18 protein-coding genes are annotated in these 18,053 nt (G+C 46.6%); 13 read left to right on the top strand and 5 right to left on the bottom strand.

Going from position 1 to position 18,053, the window contains the following annotated elements; translation table 11 throughout:
• The first annotated feature begins 5 nt into the window (after positions 1–5).
• Positions 6–575: a hypothetical protein gene (locus MKZ13_RS30445; RefSeq protein ID WP_339180644.1), complete on the top strand. Its 570-nt coding sequence runs from the start codon at positions 6–8 to the stop codon at positions 573–575.
• Positions 576–687: 112 nt separating this feature from the next.
• On the opposite strand, the gene MKZ13_RS30440 is transcribed toward MKZ13_RS30445, so the two are convergent.
• Entirely contained in the window at positions 688–1,605 is a 918-nt protein-coding gene (locus tag MKZ13_RS30440) for a phosphatidate cytidylyltransferase (RefSeq protein WP_076213755.1), read from the bottom strand.
• Positions 1,606–1,701: 96 nt separating this feature from the next.
• Between MKZ13_RS30440 and MKZ13_RS30435 the strand changes: the two genes are divergently transcribed.
• Positions 1,702–2,235, top strand: a complete 534-nt coding sequence (locus tag MKZ13_RS30435) for a hypothetical protein (protein ID WP_339180641.1) — start codon at positions 1,702–1,704, stop codon at positions 2,233–2,235.
• 67 nt (positions 2,236–2,302) lie between these two features.
• Here the strand turns inward: MKZ13_RS30435 and MKZ13_RS30430 are convergent, their stop codons facing one another.
• Positions 2,303–3,523 carry a TraB/GumN family protein gene (locus MKZ13_RS30430; RefSeq protein WP_339180639.1) on the bottom strand — a complete coding sequence of 407 codons (1,221 nt, stop codon included), beginning with the start codon at positions 3,521–3,523 and terminating at the stop codon, positions 2,303–2,305.
• Positions 3,524–3,966: 443 nt separating this feature from the next.
• A complete protein-coding gene (locus tag MKZ13_RS30425; RefSeq protein ID WP_339180635.1) occupies positions 3,967–4,515 on the bottom strand; it encodes a transcriptional regulator in 549 nt (182 codons plus the stop codon).
• A gap of 198 nt (positions 4,516–4,713) precedes the next feature.
• On the opposite strand from MKZ13_RS30425, the gene MKZ13_RS30420 reads away from it, so the two are divergent.
• The 7 genes from MKZ13_RS30420 (at position 4,714) to MKZ13_RS30390 (ending at position 12,123) form a co-directional block, all read left to right on the top strand.
• Positions 4,714–5,589, top strand: coding sequence for a sugar ABC transporter permease (locus MKZ13_RS30420; protein ID WP_036671737.1), 876 nt, complete (start codon positions 4,714–4,716; stop codon positions 5,587–5,589).
• Positions 5,590–5,648: 59 nt separating this feature from the next.
• A complete protein-coding gene (locus MKZ13_RS30415) occupies positions 5,649–6,494 on the top strand; it encodes a carbohydrate ABC transporter permease (protein ID WP_235599520.1) in 846 nt (281 codons plus the stop codon).
• 241 nt (positions 6,495–6,735) lie between these two features.
• Entirely contained in the window at positions 6,736–8,109 is a 1,374-nt protein-coding gene (locus MKZ13_RS30410) for an ABC transporter substrate-binding protein (protein ID WP_339180631.1), read from the top strand.
• Positions 8,110–8,204: 95 nt separating this feature from the next.
• On the top strand, positions 8,205–8,975 hold the full coding sequence (locus MKZ13_RS30405) for an HAD family hydrolase (protein WP_339180627.1): 771 nt from the start codon (positions 8,205–8,207) through the stop codon (positions 8,973–8,975).
• Positions 8,972–9,310 (top strand): multidrug efflux SMR transporter, encoded by a 339-nt coding sequence (locus MKZ13_RS30400; RefSeq protein WP_339180624.1) that lies wholly within the window; start codon positions 8,972–8,974, stop codon positions 9,308–9,310. Before MKZ13_RS30405 ends, MKZ13_RS30400 begins: the two co-directional genes overlap by 4 nt.
• Entirely contained in the window at positions 9,310–10,395 is a 1,086-nt protein-coding gene (locus MKZ13_RS30395; RefSeq protein ID WP_339180621.1) for a metallophosphoesterase family protein, read from the top strand. The genes MKZ13_RS30400 and MKZ13_RS30395 overlap by 1 nt, the downstream gene beginning before the upstream one ends.
• Before the next feature lie 270 nt (positions 10,396–10,665).
• Positions 10,666–12,123: a carboxylesterase/lipase family protein gene (locus MKZ13_RS30390; RefSeq protein ID WP_339180618.1), complete on the top strand. Its 1,458-nt coding sequence runs from the start codon at positions 10,666–10,668 to the stop codon at positions 12,121–12,123.
• 176 nt (positions 12,124–12,299) lie between these two features.
• Here MKZ13_RS30390 and MKZ13_RS30385 read toward each other — a convergent pair whose 3' ends face one another.
• Complete coding sequence (locus MKZ13_RS30385) at positions 12,300–13,451, bottom strand: VanZ family protein (RefSeq protein ID WP_339180616.1); 1,152 nt, start codon at positions 13,449–13,451, stop codon at positions 12,300–12,302.
• Between the two features lie 236 nt (positions 13,452–13,687).
• Between MKZ13_RS30385 and MKZ13_RS30380 the strand changes: the two genes are divergently transcribed.
• The 3 genes from MKZ13_RS30380 to MKZ13_RS30370 all read left to right on the top strand — a co-directional run bounded on the left by MKZ13_RS30380 (position 13,688) and on the right by MKZ13_RS30370 (position 16,190).
• Positions 13,688–14,029, top strand: coding sequence for a zinc ribbon domain-containing protein YjdM (locus MKZ13_RS30380; RefSeq protein ID WP_169482263.1), 342 nt, complete (start codon positions 13,688–13,690; stop codon positions 14,027–14,029).
• Between the two features lie 145 nt (positions 14,030–14,174).
• On the top strand, positions 14,175–14,987 hold the full coding sequence (locus MKZ13_RS30375; RefSeq protein ID WP_221820055.1) for a class I SAM-dependent methyltransferase: 813 nt from the start codon (positions 14,175–14,177) through the stop codon (positions 14,985–14,987).
• A gap of 141 nt (positions 14,988–15,128) precedes the next feature.
• Entirely contained in the window at positions 15,129–16,190 is a 1,062-nt protein-coding gene (locus MKZ13_RS30370; RefSeq protein WP_036612299.1) for an LLM class flavin-dependent oxidoreductase, read from the top strand.
• 132 nt (positions 16,191–16,322) lie between these two features.
• Here the strand turns inward: MKZ13_RS30370 and MKZ13_RS30365 are convergent, their stop codons facing one another.
• Entirely contained in the window at positions 16,323–16,982 is a 660-nt protein-coding gene (locus MKZ13_RS30365) for a TetR/AcrR family transcriptional regulator (RefSeq protein ID WP_339180612.1), read from the bottom strand.
• A gap of 249 nt (positions 16,983–17,231) precedes the next feature.
• Between MKZ13_RS30365 and MKZ13_RS30360 the strand changes: the two genes are divergently transcribed.
• A complete protein-coding gene (locus MKZ13_RS30360) occupies positions 17,232–18,047 on the top strand; it encodes an SDR family oxidoreductase (RefSeq protein WP_339180609.1) in 816 nt (271 codons plus the stop codon).
• Positions 18,048–18,053 lie beyond the last annotated feature (6 nt).

The raw sequence follows: 18,053 nt of genomic DNA, 5'->3' as shown, positions 1-18,053 counted from the left end.
AGATGATGAAAATAAATATAAAGAAATCTGCACTTTGCATGTCTGTGCTATGTATTTCGTTATTAGTCACTGCCTGTGGCACTAGTGGAGAATCAGTTCAGGAGCACGCCTATCCGCAATCGAAGCAACCCGTAGAGGAAGCTGGGGAAAACTCTGTTCCGAATGCGGATGCGAAGAATAACAATGATCAAGGTAGTGCCAGTGGTGATGAGGGCAAGCCTACGGCTCAATCGGAATCCACTGAACCGTCTGAGCAGATTGATATCGTCATTGACCAGTCGGAGAAACCGAGCGAGGGTAACAGCTTTGATTTTGGAATCAAGCAGGTTCCGAAAGGGTATACACTAACGGAGATGCGATGGACGTCTAACACGGTGACGATTGTGAATTCACTACAGGAAGCCATTGAACATGGTGGAAATGGTGAAGAGGGGTTCTACTTTAGCGGCAATGGACAATTCTCCGGCTTTATCTATTCGGATGAGATGAAGGGTGAGCGGGGCAAAGCCACATTTGTCTTCACAAATGATGAGGGGAACGAAATCATGTCGGAAAAAGAAATTACGTTGAAGTAGCACGCATATGATTAAAGCTCCGACTGGAGCCTGTTGAACAGGAAAAGCAGCCACTTGGGCTGCTTTTTTTGACATACATAATTACAAGCTCGCCGATCTATCCGTTCTGTTGCTACATAAAGTCAAAGAAATAACGGACCACGTGGAACATAACCGGCGAGGTATAGGTCAGGCTGTCGACCCGGCTCAGGTAGCTTTTTTTGAGCGAATCGAACTTGTTGTCATCTCCAATTAATAGGTCGCGTTTCAGTACAGACACCGTCAGACTGCCGAAGAATCCAGCCAAACTGATCAAGACCCCGATGAATAGCGAGAATTTCCAATCAAATGGCGTCAGGTAGGGATGGATAAAATAAGACGTTGCTGTCGTTACAATAAACGCACACGCGAACCCTTCCCAGGTGACAAAAGGATTGGCGGTAGGCACCACTTTTCGTTTGCCCAGATAGAGAGAGACCAGATAGTGCACCACATCATTAAGCTGTGTTAACACGACTAGGAACAACACCAGCTTGGACCCGTACTCCGGTGTGGCAAAAGGAAAATAGGCCAGGTGGCTCAGTCCAAACACCATCAGCATCAGTCCCCATTGCGTGGAGCTGACACTGCGCAGGAACCCGACCGTACCTTTGTTAATCAAACGTGGCAGGGGCAGCACTAGGAACACATATAGGGGAATAAACACGATAAACATGCCATACCATCCAATGTAGATCCAGTAGAACTGAACCGGAATCGCCAGATACGCCCATAGGAACAGCCTGCGGTCGGCTTTGCGTGTGCTGCGAATCATGGAGAAGTATTCTTTGAGTGAGAAGAATGCAAGCACCATGAGGGAGATGAGGGACACGATGGGGTTGAAAAGGGTGGCGAGGCAGAAGATCACAAACATACCCCACCAAGTTTTGATTTTTTGGCCGATGCCTGAATAGTCTTTGCTTGGCTGGAGCTTTGCAATAATTTTGTACACGATATGTATCACAAGTAAAGCTGTGAAGATTAACGTTAGTGTAAAGAGTGAACTGCTCACGTACTGATCACCTGCTTATTCAAAGTAAGATTCCATTATAGGGTACCTATGTTATTATGAAGGAATAGTACCGACTTGATAAGGGGAAATTTTGCTATGACAGATGAACGCTCCATCTATATCCTGCTTACGAATACAGGAACGCTGTTTACCAAGGTTATTCAGAGTTATACCCGAGCGCCATATAATCACGCATCGATCTCGTTTGACCGGGAGTTAACCGAGCTGTACAGCTTCGGACGCAAACATCCGAGCAATCCGCTAAATGGCGGGTTTGTGAAGGAAGATATTCAGACAGGTACATACAGCAAATATCCCAATACCACATGTGTCATATACAAGCTTCAGGTGACGGATCGTGAAGTGGAAAAGATGAAACGTGTGCTGCACATCTTCATCCGCAGCCGCCAGAAATATATGTACAATCTGCTCGGCGTGATTGGCATTACACTCAAGGAACCGGTGGAGTTCAGCAACTCCTACTTCTGCTCCCAATTTGTAGCTGAGATTCTACAGCGTTCGGGAATCAAATTGTGGAATAAGCTGCCTGCGCTGGTGACACCGGATGATTTTCGCCAGAGTGAACGGTTGCAGCTAGTCTATGAAGGGAAGTTGAGTGAGTACACATGATAAACAGCCTGTGACTCGGATATACCGGGCGACAGGCTGTTTGCGTACACTTGCATTTTCATGAAATTTATTTTCGTGTCAGAGTGTATCCTTTATCTTGCAGTAGTTTTACAATTCCGTGGTCACCCAAATAGTGCGCTGCACCAACTACGATGAAGTATTCCTCATTTTTCCCGTTTTCTAGGTATCCTTCAATTTTATTGGCCATGTCAATGTTACGATCAATCAGCATCGCCTTATTGTATTCTTCATTTTCGGAGAAGCTGTTTGTCAGCTCTAACAACTGCTCGTCGCTCCCAGTTTTCCACATTTCGACTATCCCACTAACGTTGCTTTCCAATACATCGAAATTATCCAATGTTGCACTCAGTGAGCTTTCCTGTAGTTCTTTGGAGAAACCATCCAGCATACTAAGCTGGGATTCATAGGATTCCAGCTCAATGATCGGTAGCTTCTGTTCGATGGCCTTCTGGATGAAATATAGATCCACTCCCGCAGATTCTGTATATCCAACTTTCGCCGACTTTAGGCTGGCAAGTGTGCTCTCAACGACCCATGGCTTGTATGCGTCCAAAGCACTGGGTGCTGCCCCATTTTTCTTCAGAATTTCTTCCAATTTGCCATAAGTCTCGCTGGAAATGTGTTCCTTTAGAGTTGTTCCATCTTGGTATGTACCCTTACTGAGTACCAGCTGTTGTTGTGCTGCATCGGCTGCTTTACTCATATCAATTTCTACTCCAAGATAATCAGCCTCAGCGAACGCCTCTTCAAATTCTTTGCGCAACGGGTAGAGGTTGTCATTCGCGATATGAATCGATCCTACCAGATATACTGTATTGCCATTGCTTTCGACTTCCCACATGAAGCCTTCGCCACCCGTTGGGAATGCTTCTTTCGCCTCTCCCTTGGATACCAGGAAAACCGTGCGCGTTGTGTGATCCCAGCGAACTTCGTAGCCTGTTGCATCCCCTACGATGCGAATCGGAGCATATGTTACGCCATTGATACGCGTAAGCTTACTTTGGAGAGTAATCGTTTTGCCGTCAACAATGGCGGTAATGGTATCATCTGAAGCTGTAGTCAACTTCACATCCATGGCGTCCAGCGTAGAGCGCAACGGGACAAGAGTTATCCCCTTATCATTAACAGGTGCTCCTACAGCGTATGCAACGAGTTCATCATTTACCTTCACTGACGTCTGTTGCGGAGCGGCTATGGCGGGTACTGCGGATGCGAGTAAACCTGCTGAAATGGTAAGAGACAAGAAAAGACGTTTCCAATTTTTCAAGTAAAAACCTCCTAATATGAGTGAATTCAACACTTGCAAACCGTTCTGCTTCCCTGTCTCAGAGCTAAGTTGAAAGTTTCTTTTATTACTGCGATACGAGTATTAAGGGAAGGGTGGGTGTTTTGTATTGCTATAACTCTCAATATGTTTAGATACCGTTCATTGTTATGATTTTACGTTAATAATCCTATTTGAATAAACATCCTTTCTTGGATATTTACAATTGTATTTATATCTGATAAAGCACCTATATATGTAGCACGAAACATCTCTAACTTACTTCCTAACTTGATTTCCAGACTGCGGATGACCAGCTGAAAAAAATATTCGCATCATTTTGGTTTGAAGCAGCGCGTAATATTGAACGAGTCCATCTATAATCGCGCGCTGCTTTTTGAGGATATCATGGATATCAGCTGAGAAGGAGCCCTCTTAGTTAGGTTTCACGATTGTTGAAATCTACCATCCCGCAACTGATCCACGAACCCCTGAAGCCACACGTAATACTGCTCTGCATGTTGAAGTTTGTGCAGATCCCGCAGTGCGGCATCCCGATCTTCGGAAGAGGTATGCTCAGAGAGGATTATGGACGACAGATCCGGAATGACCTCACGGATGCCTTCTAACATCACATCCACTTCCCGTTGCAGCTTGGAACCGAAGAAGTTCTGAAATGTACGATAGAAATCGGTCTCAGCCAGATACTGATCCTGACGCTCCTTCTTTTCCTCCAGCTTATAGATCATCTGTGATTCTGTAAGCGAACGAACCGCGTAGCTCATGTTGCTCTTGCTCATATTCATTGAATTCTTCATTTCTTCAAGTGTCATCGGTCGATCCTCAAAATACATGATGCCGTACAATTTGCCAAACGTATGATTAACCCCATACAGATCCATCGTATTGGCGATGGCCTCAATAACTCTCTCCCTCAGCGCATGCCGATCAGGTAACGAAGAATGATTCGAGTTCCCGGCGGTTTCTTTTCCCACAATGTCACCTCTGGTTTATGATAGCGTTCCCACTAGCTGCCTCATATTTTACATGACTTGCTCCAATTTTAACATAAGCCGGAATTAGAATTTTCAATACGAGTGTACAATCAATTTTGTACAGAATAAATATAAAGCGGATTATACTCAAAAATTCCCAATCATTAAAGAAAAATTGGACAGTAAGGAGTGGGGGATTTGCGTTTAAAACTATGGAGGGAGTCTGAGGCGGTTCTATTCACGCTGCCAGCTCTAATCCCATTGCTGATCTTCTGGCTGGGACCTCTGGGATATATCGTTTATCTCAGTTTCACCGATTGGGACTTCATGAGCCCGGATAAGCTGTTCGTTGGTTTGGACAATTACAGTTATCTGCTGACAAACTCTGAATTCTATCGTTCATTGAAAGTAACCTTGTTATTCGGACTTGGAAGTGTAATCCCAACCATTGTGGGCGGATTGGCACTTGCGATGCTCATGAATAGCAAGATCAAATCATCAGGCATCTTCCGGACATTACTCTTCTCACCTTGGGTCACCCCGACAGTTGCGGTGTCCATTGCGTGGTCCTGGATCTTTGAACCCGAAGTGGGACTCGCTAATCTGATGCTGGGCTGGGTTGGCGTATCTCCGATCGGATGGTTGCGTGACGCGGACTGGGCACTGGTTGCCGTTCTGATCGTCACACTCTGGAAGTCGATCGGGTGGGCGATGGTATTTTATCTCGTTGCGCTACGAAATCTACCGTCCGATCTGCTCGAAGCAGCTTCAATCGATGGAGCCAACGGTTGGGACAAGTTCAGAAGTATCACACTGCCGCTGATCTCACCAACGACATTTTTTCTCTCGATTATTCTTACTATCCAGTCCTTGCAAGCCTATGACCAGATTAATGTCATGACGCAGGGTGGACCCGCGGGATCAACGAGAACGTTGCTGTATATGTATTACCAGTCTGCCTTCGAATCCTTTAACGTAGGTGAAGCTTCGTCCATCGCCGTTGTGATTATTCTGATCTGCGTGTTGCTGTCGGGAGTATCCTTCCTGCTTGGCAGACGTCTGGTGCACTACTAATGACAATGACATTGCCTACCAAAAAGTCTAAACGGATGAAGCGCAAGGAGTTGCAGAATGTGTCACAACCGAATTTTAAAATAAGTAAATTAATCCGCTACCTTCTGTTAGCCGTTATCGCGCTGGGTACAGCCTTTCCCTTCTATTGGATGGTCATTAGCGGGTTTAAAACCAATGATGAGATCTGGCAGTTTCCGCCGACCTTCTGGCCAGAGACGTTCCTGTGGAGCAACTACGTGGATGCCTGGAATGCGGCACCATTTGCCCGTTACATCCTGAACAGTACCGGGGTGGCCTTAGCCATCTGTCTATTTCAGATCGTCAACTCCAGTATGATGGCGTACGCCCTGACACATATGAAATTCCGTCTCAAAGGTGTACTGACATCCCTGATTCTGGTGGGTTATATGATACCGAGTACGGCCGTGTATCTGCCTAGTTACCTGGTGCTTAGTGAGCTTAACTTGCTGGATTCCTACACAGGCTTAATTGTATCCAACTGTGTCAGCGTGTTCTCGATCTTTCTGATCCGGCAGGCGTTCATGCAGGTATCTCATGAATTGGTGGAAGCCGGACAGCTGGACGGTGCTTCTCATTTTCGGATTCTCTGGACGATTATCACACCGCTTGTACGCTCAAGCTTCGCTGTGATGGTTCTGATTACGTTCATTGAACAGTACAACAACTATTTCTGGCCTATGCTCATCACCAAAGACCCTGATTTACAGCTGGTATCAGCGGGTCTGCGCAGCTTCTTTGTAGAAGGCGGAGCATATGGACTGGCTTGGCCACAGATTATGGCTGCGAGTGCCTTCACCATCGCACCCCTACTTATTCTCTTCCTGTTCACCCAGAAGACGATCATGCAGAGCGTGAATATTACGGCTGGTGTGAACAAGAACTGAGATTAACTACCTTACTATATAAATTGAAATAAACATTTACACAAAACGGAGAGGACAGAAATAATCTGAAGAAGCGAAGCGCTCGCCTTTATCCCCGGATTTTACCTTTATAAAAAGGAATCAATAAAATCTGGGGATAACAGCGATCGGAAGGTTGTTCTGTCATGGGAGTGGCTAGTGTAAATATTGTTTAGTTCATTTTATGCAAACTACCATTTCACCTAAAACGGGAGGAACAACAATGAATTGGAGTCAGGCAAGCATGACATGGAAAAAGAGATTGAGGTTGAACTGGAAGGGGGGCATGTCGCTGGTACTCGCGACCAGCTTTGCACTGCTAACCGCTTGTGGAACACAAGCACCCGTAGAATCAGGTACGACGGCTACTGCCAGTGGAACCGAAGCTCAGGCGAAAGATCCGGTGGAGATTGAGTTCTGGTATGGTCTGGGTGGTAATCTGGGCGATAACATGAAAAAGACGATTGATGCGTTCAACGCCTCCCAGAACGAAGTCGTTGTAAAAGGGATTGTACAAGCAGATTACACGGAAACGGAACAGAAGCTGCAAGCAGCAATTGCTTCCAAGAAGGTTCCAGCCGCTGTACTCAGCTCCAATATAGACTGGGCACGCAAAGGATATTACGCACCCATGGATGAGATGATTGCCGCTGATCCGAATTTTAAGAAAGACGATTTCATTCAGACATTCCTGAACCAGGGACAGGTGGATGGAAAGCAATACTTTTTGCCAATGTACGGTACAACCCAGATCATGTATTACCGCATGGATACGTTCAAGGAGAACGGAATCGACCCAGCGAGTCTGACGACATGGGAGAAGCTGGCTGAGGCAGCAGCGAAGATGAGCAAGCAAGAGAATGGCAAGACCACCTTCTACGGTTGGGAACCGATGTGGGGTAGAGACAATATGATTGATGCTGTGCTGGGTAAGGGCGGACAGATTCTTAGCGACGATGGCAAAACCGTCATGATTGACTCCCCGGAATGGATCGAGACATGGGAGTTGTTCCGTAAGTGGATTAACGAAGACAAGATTATGGGCATTCATTATGGAGGTCAGGGCTGGGAGTACTGGTACAAAACGATTGATGATGTGATGAAGAATAAAGCAGCGGGTTACACGGGATCTAGTGGTGACCAAGGCGACTTGGACTTTAGCATAGTCGCTGCAATGCAACAACCAGGCTGGGAAGGCGTTGGTGAAGGAAAACCGGTAGCAAGTGCTATATCGGCAGGTATTCCGTCAGCAGCAACGCCAGAACAACAACAGGCAGCGTACAAGTGGCTTACGTATTTCTCTGAGACTTCGAACACAGCTTCATGGTCCATGAACACCGGATATATTGCAGTTCGTCAATCGGCTCAACAAGATCCAGAGTTCATGAAATTCAGTGAGGAAAATCCACAGATCACTGTACCACTGCAACAGGCAGCTCACGCTTCGGCTCCATTCCAGGATCCAACGGGTGGCAAGATCAATGATGCATTGAAAGATGCAGCTGATCAGGTGCAGATCAATAATATGCCAGCGGAACAAGCGCTGAAGGAAGCGAAAGAGAAAGCGCAGAAGGAATTAGATCGTGTAACGAAATAAGAAACGTATACAGGCAATTGACTCACGCGATAAGGGCGGTACATGCTGTACCGTCCTTTCCGTTTATACAAGATCGCAGACAAGGAGTTTAACCAATGCAAGATGAAATATATGTGGACAGATTACCAAATCCGATTGAAGCCGTTTTGTTTGACAAGGACGGGACATTGCTTGATTTTACAGGTATGTGGGGATTCTGGACCGATTGTGTATTGAACGACTTCAGAGATCAGTTGGCAATCCGAGGACTGCGTATCAACACAGATGAACTTCCGCAGATCTGGGGTACATTCCACGATGAACAAGGCCGAATGAATGGGTATGACGTGCGAGGGCCGCTTGCGATGGGAACCATGGATGAAGTGTATGCCGTGCTGACGTGGCATGGATATCGTGCGGGTCTCAGCTGGGCGGAAGCCAAGATTATGGTTCGGGGATGCTTGGCGCGAGCGGAGGAAGAGATGGAAAAGCATCGTCCGGCACATCCGTTACCGGGCGTTCGTGAATTCCTTGAACAGTGCCGTAGCGAAGGTATCGTTATGGGCGTAGTAACGGCAGATGATACACCAAGTGCGGTTAAACATTTGCAGTGGATGGGACTGGATTCCTTTTTTGACGTGGTGATTGGTACGGATCTGGTGGAGCGGGGCAAACCTTTTCCCGATATGCTACTGCTTGCCTGTAAACGGTTGGGTGTATCTGTGCAGCATACGGTGGTCATTGGAGATACGGACGGAGACATGGAGATGGCACGAACCGCTGGTGCGGGGTACAGGATTGGCATTGGAGAACCGGGAAAAATCCGCTTGGCGGATAGGACGATTCAATCGTTCCATGAATTAATGAATGGTGGGTTCGTCCAATGACGAACAGTCATGCTTACTTGGGCTGGGTACTACTGGCAATGGCCATCGTGCTGGAGCTTAGCGCTACCATTTTGCTGAAAGTATCGGATGGATTCTCGCGGTTATGGCCTTCGGTGTTGATGTTTGTCTGTTATGGCGCAAGCTTTACCTTTCTCAACTTTGCAGTGAAGTCTATGCCGCTGGCTGTGGCATATGCGATCTGGTCTGGCGTGGGCATTACGCTTATTGGCGTCGTGGGGCATTACTATTTTGGTGAACGTCTGCGGCTCACGTCGATGGTCTGGATCGGTTTTATTCTGATTGGCATTATTGGACTGAAATGGAGTGATTCCTGATGGGAAATGAACATACACCGGAGCAACCTCTTGCTACCTTCCAAGTCATTACAGATACGCATGTACGGGATGAGGCAGACCACATTCATAACCGACATTTTGATCTGGCACTTGCTGATATGGCCACGTATAGTCAGGGTAGCAGTGGGATTATGCATGTGGGCGATGTGACAGATCGAGGTCTGCCGAGCGAGTACCGTGAGTTGCAACGTATATGGAAGCAACATGCGGAGCACTTGCCCGATATCCGGTACACGGTAGGTAATCATGATATTGGAGCCGTGGTATGGCAAGATCCGCCGATCGTTTTGCTTGAGATGAAAGAGGATGATGTAGCTGAGTTATTGGAACAAGAGGCAGAAATGGAGCTGGTTCAAAAACAAACCGCTGCTGAATCAGCTGCACTGATTGAGCAGTTATCAGGTGGAACTTATACGTTGTCTGCCGCACCTTCGGAGCAGGAGGGTCAGGATATGTCAGAGGAAGCTCAATCCATCACAGTCGCCGGGTTATGGCAACGTCGATTGAGTGATTTTGAAGCGACAACCGGCATGAAGGGTTCCTACCACGATCACTGGATCGACGGGTATCATTATATTTTCCTGGGCACTGAGCAACCTCATCCGAAGGATTGTGATATGTCGGCTGAACAGTTGAAGTGGCTGGATGCGAAATTGTCTGAACGTGCAACGTCAGATCATCCCATCTTCCTGTTCTTGCACCAGCCGCTTATAGATACGGTAGCTGGGTCGTTGAAGGAACAGGGATGGTATGGGGTGAATCAGGATGCTGAACTCAAGACTGTTCTCGCCAAATATCCGCAAACGATTCTCTTCTCAGGTCATACCCATTGGCAGTTAGAGGCGCAGCATACGATGTATGATGGTGCTGGCCAGATGCCAACCATGTTCAATGCGTCGTCTGTAGGTTATCTCTGGACGGATCAGGATGAGCATCTGGAGGGCAGTGAAGGACTTCATGTGGAGATTTATAAGGATCGAGTCGTTGTGAAGGGACGGAACTTTGTTACGGGCGAATGGATTGAAGGTGCTGAGTTTACGGTGCGTTATCCAGTAGAAGGTTAGTTATTCGGATAGTCGACGGGAAAGGGTCATGCTAAGGGTCAATGTCATTAAGACTTGATGATATTGCTCTAAGGATGGCCTTTTTGGTGTCCATCACTCGATGTGTATCAGATCATCCACCCCATAAAGTTCCACGTGAAACGTAGCAGGGGAGGCTAGAGTTGGGTAAAGTTGTAAATGGGTATGACTACAAACTATACTCAAATAAGTACACATGGTATGCACGTACTCGTTAATTTAACCTATTTACGGAGAGGAAGTAGAAGTGGCATGAGAGAACTTCAAGTTGCAACGAAGTACGGTAACGTTCAAGGAGAGCTTTTGCATGGTGCAAGCGTATGGAAAGGTATTCCCTATGCGAAACCTCCGGTAGGTGAGTTGCGTTTCAAGGCTCCGGTACAGCCCGAGTCATGGGATGGAATCAAACAGGCCACGCAATTTGGACCTGAGAATATACAACCTCGAAATCATCAACCAGAAGGCCTGACAGAACTTCCGAATGAGTCAGAAGATAGTCTATATCTGAACATCTGGGCGCCTAAGGAAAAAAGCGCGGAACCACTGCCGGTCATGGTATGGATTCACGGCGGCTCTTTCGTATCAGGTTCAGGTAGCCAGCCTATGTATGATGGTACGCAGTTAGCGGTTCGGGGTGAGGTCATCGTTGTGACAATCAACTACCGACTCGGACCTTTGGGTTTCCTTCACATGGCCCCATTGGATGATTCATTTGTATCCAATGCAGGTCTGCTGGATCAGGTTGCGGCGTTACAATGGGTGAAGGACAATATCTCTGCTTTTGGTGGTAACCCGGACCAGGTTACGGTGTTCGGCGAATCAGCAGGCAGCATGAGTATTGCGGCGTTGATGGCGATGCCAGCGGCCAAAGGACACTTCCATCGTGCCATTATGGAGAGCGGTGCTTCACAATTCATGCCGGCAGAGCAAGCTTCAGCTATGCGGGAAGGGATACTGAAGATTCTTGGCGTGGACCGGGATAATCTGCAGAAGCTAAGTACAATCCCTGTAGAACAGATTATTGCAGCTGCTGAAACGGCCAAACAGCAGAGCGGAGCGGGCATGGCATTATTCTTCCAACCTGTATTGGATGGGGAGATACTTCCACAGGTTCCACTGCAGGCGGTGAGCGAAGGATCAGCACAGGACATCCCGGTGCTGATTGGTACAACATTGCACGAGGGTGCACTGTTCATCCAGCCGCATGTACCGTATTCAAAAGAAATCGATATGGTTCAGGGCGTAGACTTTATGACACCAGATCTGCAGAACCGGGTATCCATCGCGGATAGTTATCCAAAAACGGCAGATGGACAAGCCCAAGTTATGACCGATATGTTCTTCTGGCGGTCATCGCTGCAATATGCTGCGGCACAGCAGAAGTATGCCCCCGTGTGGATGTATCGATTTGATTGGGTCATGCCGGAACATCCCCTGTTGAAAAGAGCAATTCACAGCATCGAAATGTTCTTTGTGTTCAATACACTGCATGTCCTTAAATTCATGAATGCGGAGCCCGACGAAGCTGCGTCGGTACTTGCTCTCAAGGTACAGGATGCATGGATTTCCTTTGCCAAGAATGGCAAACCTGAGGTTGCAGGTGTGAACTGGCCTGAATATGAGCAGGATCGTGCGACACTAATCTTCAACCATGAGATTGAGGTTGTACATGATCCGGATTCAGCCAAGCGAGAGCTGTTAGGGTTATAATCCAGGCTGGTTATTGTGTATGGATACTCTAAATAGTTGCAATGAGCAAATTAAAAAGAGGACGTTCATTCTGAGAATGAACGTCCTCTTTAGGTGATCCGGCTGAATAGTAAGCAGAACGTAAGCGCTAATTAGAGGGATATTATGCCTTCATTATGCCTTGTTAACTCCAAACATTATTTACGAGAAGCACGTGTGCGGGACACCTCATCGAAGTAGAAGGAACGTTTTCCACGGGAAAAGAGTACGGTCAAGACATGAACACAAAGCACGGCGTAGACTAACATATAGATACCGAATGTCCCCAAGGAGATCCACATTTGATAAGGCTGAAGCATAACATCCTGATGACCTGAAAAGGCATATTCGTTGACCAAGCGAATGATCGTAACTAGCAGCCATGGAACATAGAGTGCGGCAAATCTTTTGAATAATGATTCACTGGTAGGTGTGCCGGTCTGACGATCCACATAGCGGAATCGCAAGATAGCCGAGCCTGGAGTTACCCCATTTCGCACCCAAGGTATGAAGAACAGCACAATGACCATAGCAATGGATGTACTTAGCGCATCACTGATCACATCAGACGCTGTAAAGATGGAGAGTAGATTCGAAAGGAAGACAATAATGATTCCATCAATAATTAACGCGAGCAATTGAGGCATAACATACACCTGGTTTTCCTCCACGATCTGTTCGCTCTTCGCCTGAATGCTTGCACGTGATGGGAATAAAGCAAGCAGGATGGGCGCTGTGAAGAATCCAATGACTGCTCCCGAAGTATTCAATAACAGATCATCCACATCGAACAGGCGGTAAGGACAATTATAATACCCGTAAAATCCGGTGATTTGAGTGATCTCGAAGAATAAGGAAAGCCCGAATCCACCAACCAGGGCGTACTTCCAGAATGATCTCTTTTGAAAAAAATAACGGATATATACACCCAGCGGCATGAGAAGCAGGACGTTAAATAGAACTTGCAGAAAAGCTCTGCCCTGAATCATACTGAGATAGCTGGAAGGCTGAGACCATACAATGGGTGTTTCCTTCATGATGTCTTTGACAAAAGTGAATGCAACCAGATTGTAGTAGATCGTGTCAGCAGCTTGCTGCGCACAGGTATCTCGCGTAGTCGGAAACGGGAGAATGACGAGGCAATAGGCGGCCAGAATATAAAAGATAAACGAAAAGCTGATGCCAAACCGTGACCAGCTGAAGAAACCGTCTTTACGATATCCGTAGATCAACCATGGCACCAGCAAGAACATGGCGGCAACGACAAAGATAAAAAAAGCCGTTTGCACAGGGAAAACATATGAGGACATGAGCAGGAACTCCTTTGGTTTTAAATATAATAACAATTCATAGAGACATTAAAATTCATGTATGTGTAGTGCGTATCTATTAGTTACATCATAAGCAGTTACCCTTAAAGTGAGGGAGGCATGAACCTTAAATTTGGTTTAAATCCATCCATGCAGTGACCTAGCGTATGGAATATACCGTCGATATCCCGTATACTTGCGGGAAAGCCAATCGTAGAATGGAGAGTTTAATACATATGTCTAATTTGCCTAACTGCCCGAAATGTAATTCGGAGTACACGTACGAGGATGGTAACCTGTTGGTTTGCCCGGAGTGTGCGCATGAATGGTCTTTGGAAGCAGACAATGAGAATGCAGAGGATGCAAAAGTAATCCGTGATGCCAACGGAAATGTGTTAAGTGATGGCGATACCGTTACCGTCATTAAAGATCTGAAGGTAAAAGGTAGCTCACTCGTGGTTAAACAGGGCACGAAGGTGAAGAATATTCGCCTAATTGATGGGGATCATGATATTGATTGCAAGATCGACAGCTTGGGTGCAATGAAGTTGAAGTCTGAGTTTGTGAAAAAGATATAAGTTCGAGAAACGTTCAGTTCCGTATTCAATGGGAATTGAACGTTTTTTGTTTGACAGGAAATATTTGGTAGATATATACTGGTTGGAATTTAATTTTGAACATGGTTAGGTGGTCTACATATTAGAAAAGGCAGGTGTCAGAGCGATGAAGAGAGATCACATTATTAAATATTATTCAGGGTTTGATGAATGGGGCAGACTGGAGCGGGAACCAATTGAATTCATCATCAACATGTATTACATCAGAGAGTATCTGCCTGCCAACGGTCATATTCTGGATAATGGCGCTGGGCCGGGGAAGTATGCCATGGAGCTGGCGAAACTGGGGTACCAGGTCACTTTATCTGATCTGACACCGTCCTCCGTGGATACTGCGAGGCAAAAGGCTGAGGAGTTTGGTTTGACACAGCAATTCGATGGGTTCCATGTTCTCGATGCCACTTCGCTCTCCGGTATGGCTGACGAGACGTACGATGCGTCCCTCATGCTGGGGCCGTTATATCATCTGCAGACAGACGAAGAGCGCACGGCTGCTGTACAGGAGTTGTACCGTGTGACCAAGCGAGGAGGCGTGGTGTTTGTAGCCATGCAGAGCCGTATGCGCATGAGTATCAATTCGCTGCAATCCCCGCAGCACTGGAAACCGAATGATAACATGGCAGCAATCCATTCTTTTGTGGAAAAGGGTATATTCGATCATCAGGATCAAGGACGATTTACGGGAGCATACTATTTTAATATTCAGGACGTTACACCCTTCATGGAGCAACATGGATTTGAAACCATTGATTTAATTGGTTCATCCAGCCTTAGAGCGATGCTTACGGACGAGCAGCAGCAATACTGGAAAGAGCGTGGCGAGTATGATGAACTCATGCACTATATGATTGAAGCCGCCAAAGACCCTTCCATATTGGGAATCTCGTCTCATCTGCTGTACATCGGGAGGAAGAAATAAACATAAATGTGCCCTCTGGAAACAGAGGGTACTTGTGTTTTTCACCAAAATAGTTCAATATTAAGATATATAACAAAAGGTGATCTACTTACAATAGGTTAGATGAACAACGGATCGCTTCATACCAGGGAGGAACAGACAATGGAAATCGGAATTAGTACATTCGTGGAGACGAACCCGGATGTAAAAACAGGAGAACTTATCAGTCATGCGCAGCGTATTCGCGATGTTGTTGAAGAGATTGTTTTGGCAGATCAGGTGGGTCTTGATGTATATGGCGTGGGAGAACATCATCGTGCCGACTACGCCGCTTCATCACCAGCTGTCATTCTGGCGGCCGCAGCTTCACAGACCAAGAATATTCGCTTGACGAGTGCGGTTACGGTGCTGTCATCGCATGATCCGGTACGGGTATATCAAGATTTCGCGACATTAGATGGCATTTCGAACGGACGTGCAGAGATTATGGCTGGGCGGGGATCATTTATCGAATCGTTCCCACTGTTCGGCTATGATCTGAACGACTACGATGAGTTATTCGACGAGAAACTGGATTTACTGCTCAAGCTGCGTGATTCGGAAAAAGTAACCTGGGAAGGCAAACACCGCCCTTCCTTTAACAATCTGGGCATCTACCCGCGCCCGGTACAGGAAAAACTTCCGGTATGGATTGGCAGTGGCGGTAATCAGGAATCCGTTGTTCGTGCAGGACTGCTCGGTTTGCCACTGGTGCTTGCCATTATCGGTGGCCGTCCGGTGCAATTCGCACCACTGGTGGAACTGTACAAGAAAGCAGCAGCACATGCAGGACATGATGCTTCCAAGCTGACCGTTGCTTCTCACTCTCACGGCTTCATTGCCGATACAACAGACGAAGCCGTGGAAAAATTCTTCCCGCCAGCGCAAGCGGTCATGAACATACTGGGCCGTGAACGTGGATGGGGACATTACAGCCGTGCAACATTTGATGCAGCGCGTAGCCTAGAGGGTGCTTTGTACGTGGGTGATGTGGAGACGGTAGCTCAGAAAATTATTTACCTGCGCAAAGAAGTTGGGATTACACGCTTCATGTTGCACACCCCCCTCGGCACCATGCCGCACAACGAGGTCATGAGAGCGATCGAACTGCTTGGTAAAGAAGTTGCTCCAATTGTGCGCAAAGAAATTGCACGTTGGGAAGCTGAGAACGAAGAGGCACGTTAATCGACTGAAACCGTTACGGAACTAGATAAAGTCAACCCAATAAAGGAGCATGCCCTAGGCGTATTACGCCAATGGGTCTGCTCCTTTTTCGTTTATCGTCTAAAAGCATCTAAAACAGCGCAGATCTAATGCTTATCCATTTGCAGATGTACTCACAAGGGAGTGTATAACCATGGACAACGTATGATCATAGAGGGTTTTGGCAGCTTCTTCGCTCTCAATATGGCCTCCCAAATACAGATGAATAACACCGTGTAAGGGAGCCCAGATCATTCGTACCGCAAGCAGGGGATCTTGCACCTGAAGCATTCCTTGTTCAATCGCTATCTCCACCAAAGCAGATACTTGCTTCAGTGCAGTTGCTGTTCCCTGCAAGGTCTCTCCATCTGGTTTGAATTCGGAAAAAGATCCTCCAAACATCAGCTGATAGAAGCTGGATTGAGAAATGCCGAAGTCCCAGTAGACATAGGCCAGATCACGGAAATATTGTTCGAACGATTCCTGACGGGGTATAGTTTCAAATCGCTGGGCCATAAGGGAACATCCCTCTAAATATAAATGCTTGGCCAACCCTTCTTTTTTGCCAAAAAGATTATATATGATTTTGGTGGAGCACTCCATGCGTTCAGCTACACGGCGTACCGTGACGGCTTCTGGTCCATGCTCTTGCAGTAAAGCAGCAGCAGCATGCACAATATTTTGCCGCAGATTATCCGAGTGCTGGAGTCTGGCTTCCTGAAAGGTTGTTACCGTATGTGCAGATTCTGTGGAACCCGAATTAAGATCCTTCATTGATTTCATCCTCGTAACCGTATTGTTGTTGAACAGAAACTACGTTTCCTTTTCTTAAGGTCATTCTACTGTTTTACGCCGGATGACGTCAATTTAATCCGAATTTAGTAAGTAAGCACCACGTTCTAGATTCAAATTTATCAAATGTATTTGACAGCGTCATGAAATTTGGTTACGATGATTCTATAAAGAAACAATGTTTCCTAGTGAAAACGAGTGTTTAAATTATGTATAGAGGATGGATGAGAGATGATAAAGGAACAGCGTCAATGGGTACTTATTACAGGTGCTTCTTCAGGTATTGGGGAAGTTTTTGCACTCGAAATGGCTTCCAAGGGTAAAAATATTGTGCTGGTGGCCAGAACAGAATCCAAACTGAATCAATTGGCAGAACGTATAGAACGTACATATCGAGTAAGGGCTGAGGTGATCGTATCGGATTTGTCTCAAGTCGATGCACCTCAGAGGGTATATGAGGAATGTCAGAATCGGGGAATACACATCGATATGCTGATCAACAATGCGGGATTTGCTACCCATGGATTATTTGAACAGGTGGATGGTTCCCGGCAACAGGAGGAAATTATGTTGAACGTGCTCGCCTTGACAAACATGACACATCTTTTCTTGCCAGGCATGTTACAGAAGAAAAATGGTGCTGTCATTAATGTCTCTTCGACGGCTGCCTTTCAACCTGATCCGTATATGGCTGTGTATGGAGCAACGAAGGCATTTGTACTTTCTTTTACAGAGGCATTATACGAAGAAAACAGGAAGCGTGGCGTTCAGTTTTTGGCCCTATGCCCAGGCTCAACCGAGACTTCGTTCTTTGATGTAGTGGGCGCTGATGAAGCCTCGGTGGGTAAACGTGATACACCTGAGCATGTCGTGGCAGTGGCCATGAGAGCACTCGAGTCAGGCAAACCTTATGCTGTACCGGGGGCCGGCAATTACTGGACAGCGCAGTTCACCCGCCTCGTGCCACGCAAGTTGATGTTGCGAATCGTAGGAAGTATGCTCCGTCCACGTTCCAAGGATGGTAAAGCAGAAAAAGTACAAGCCTGATTAGTG

It is taken from the genome of Paenibacillus sp. FSL R5-0701, from assembly GCF_037973995.1.
Lineage (GTDB): Bacteria > Bacillota > Bacilli > Paenibacillales > Paenibacillaceae > Paenibacillus.
Note: the sequence above shows the minus strand (reverse complement) of the source record. Positions and strands in the feature narration are given on the sequence as shown.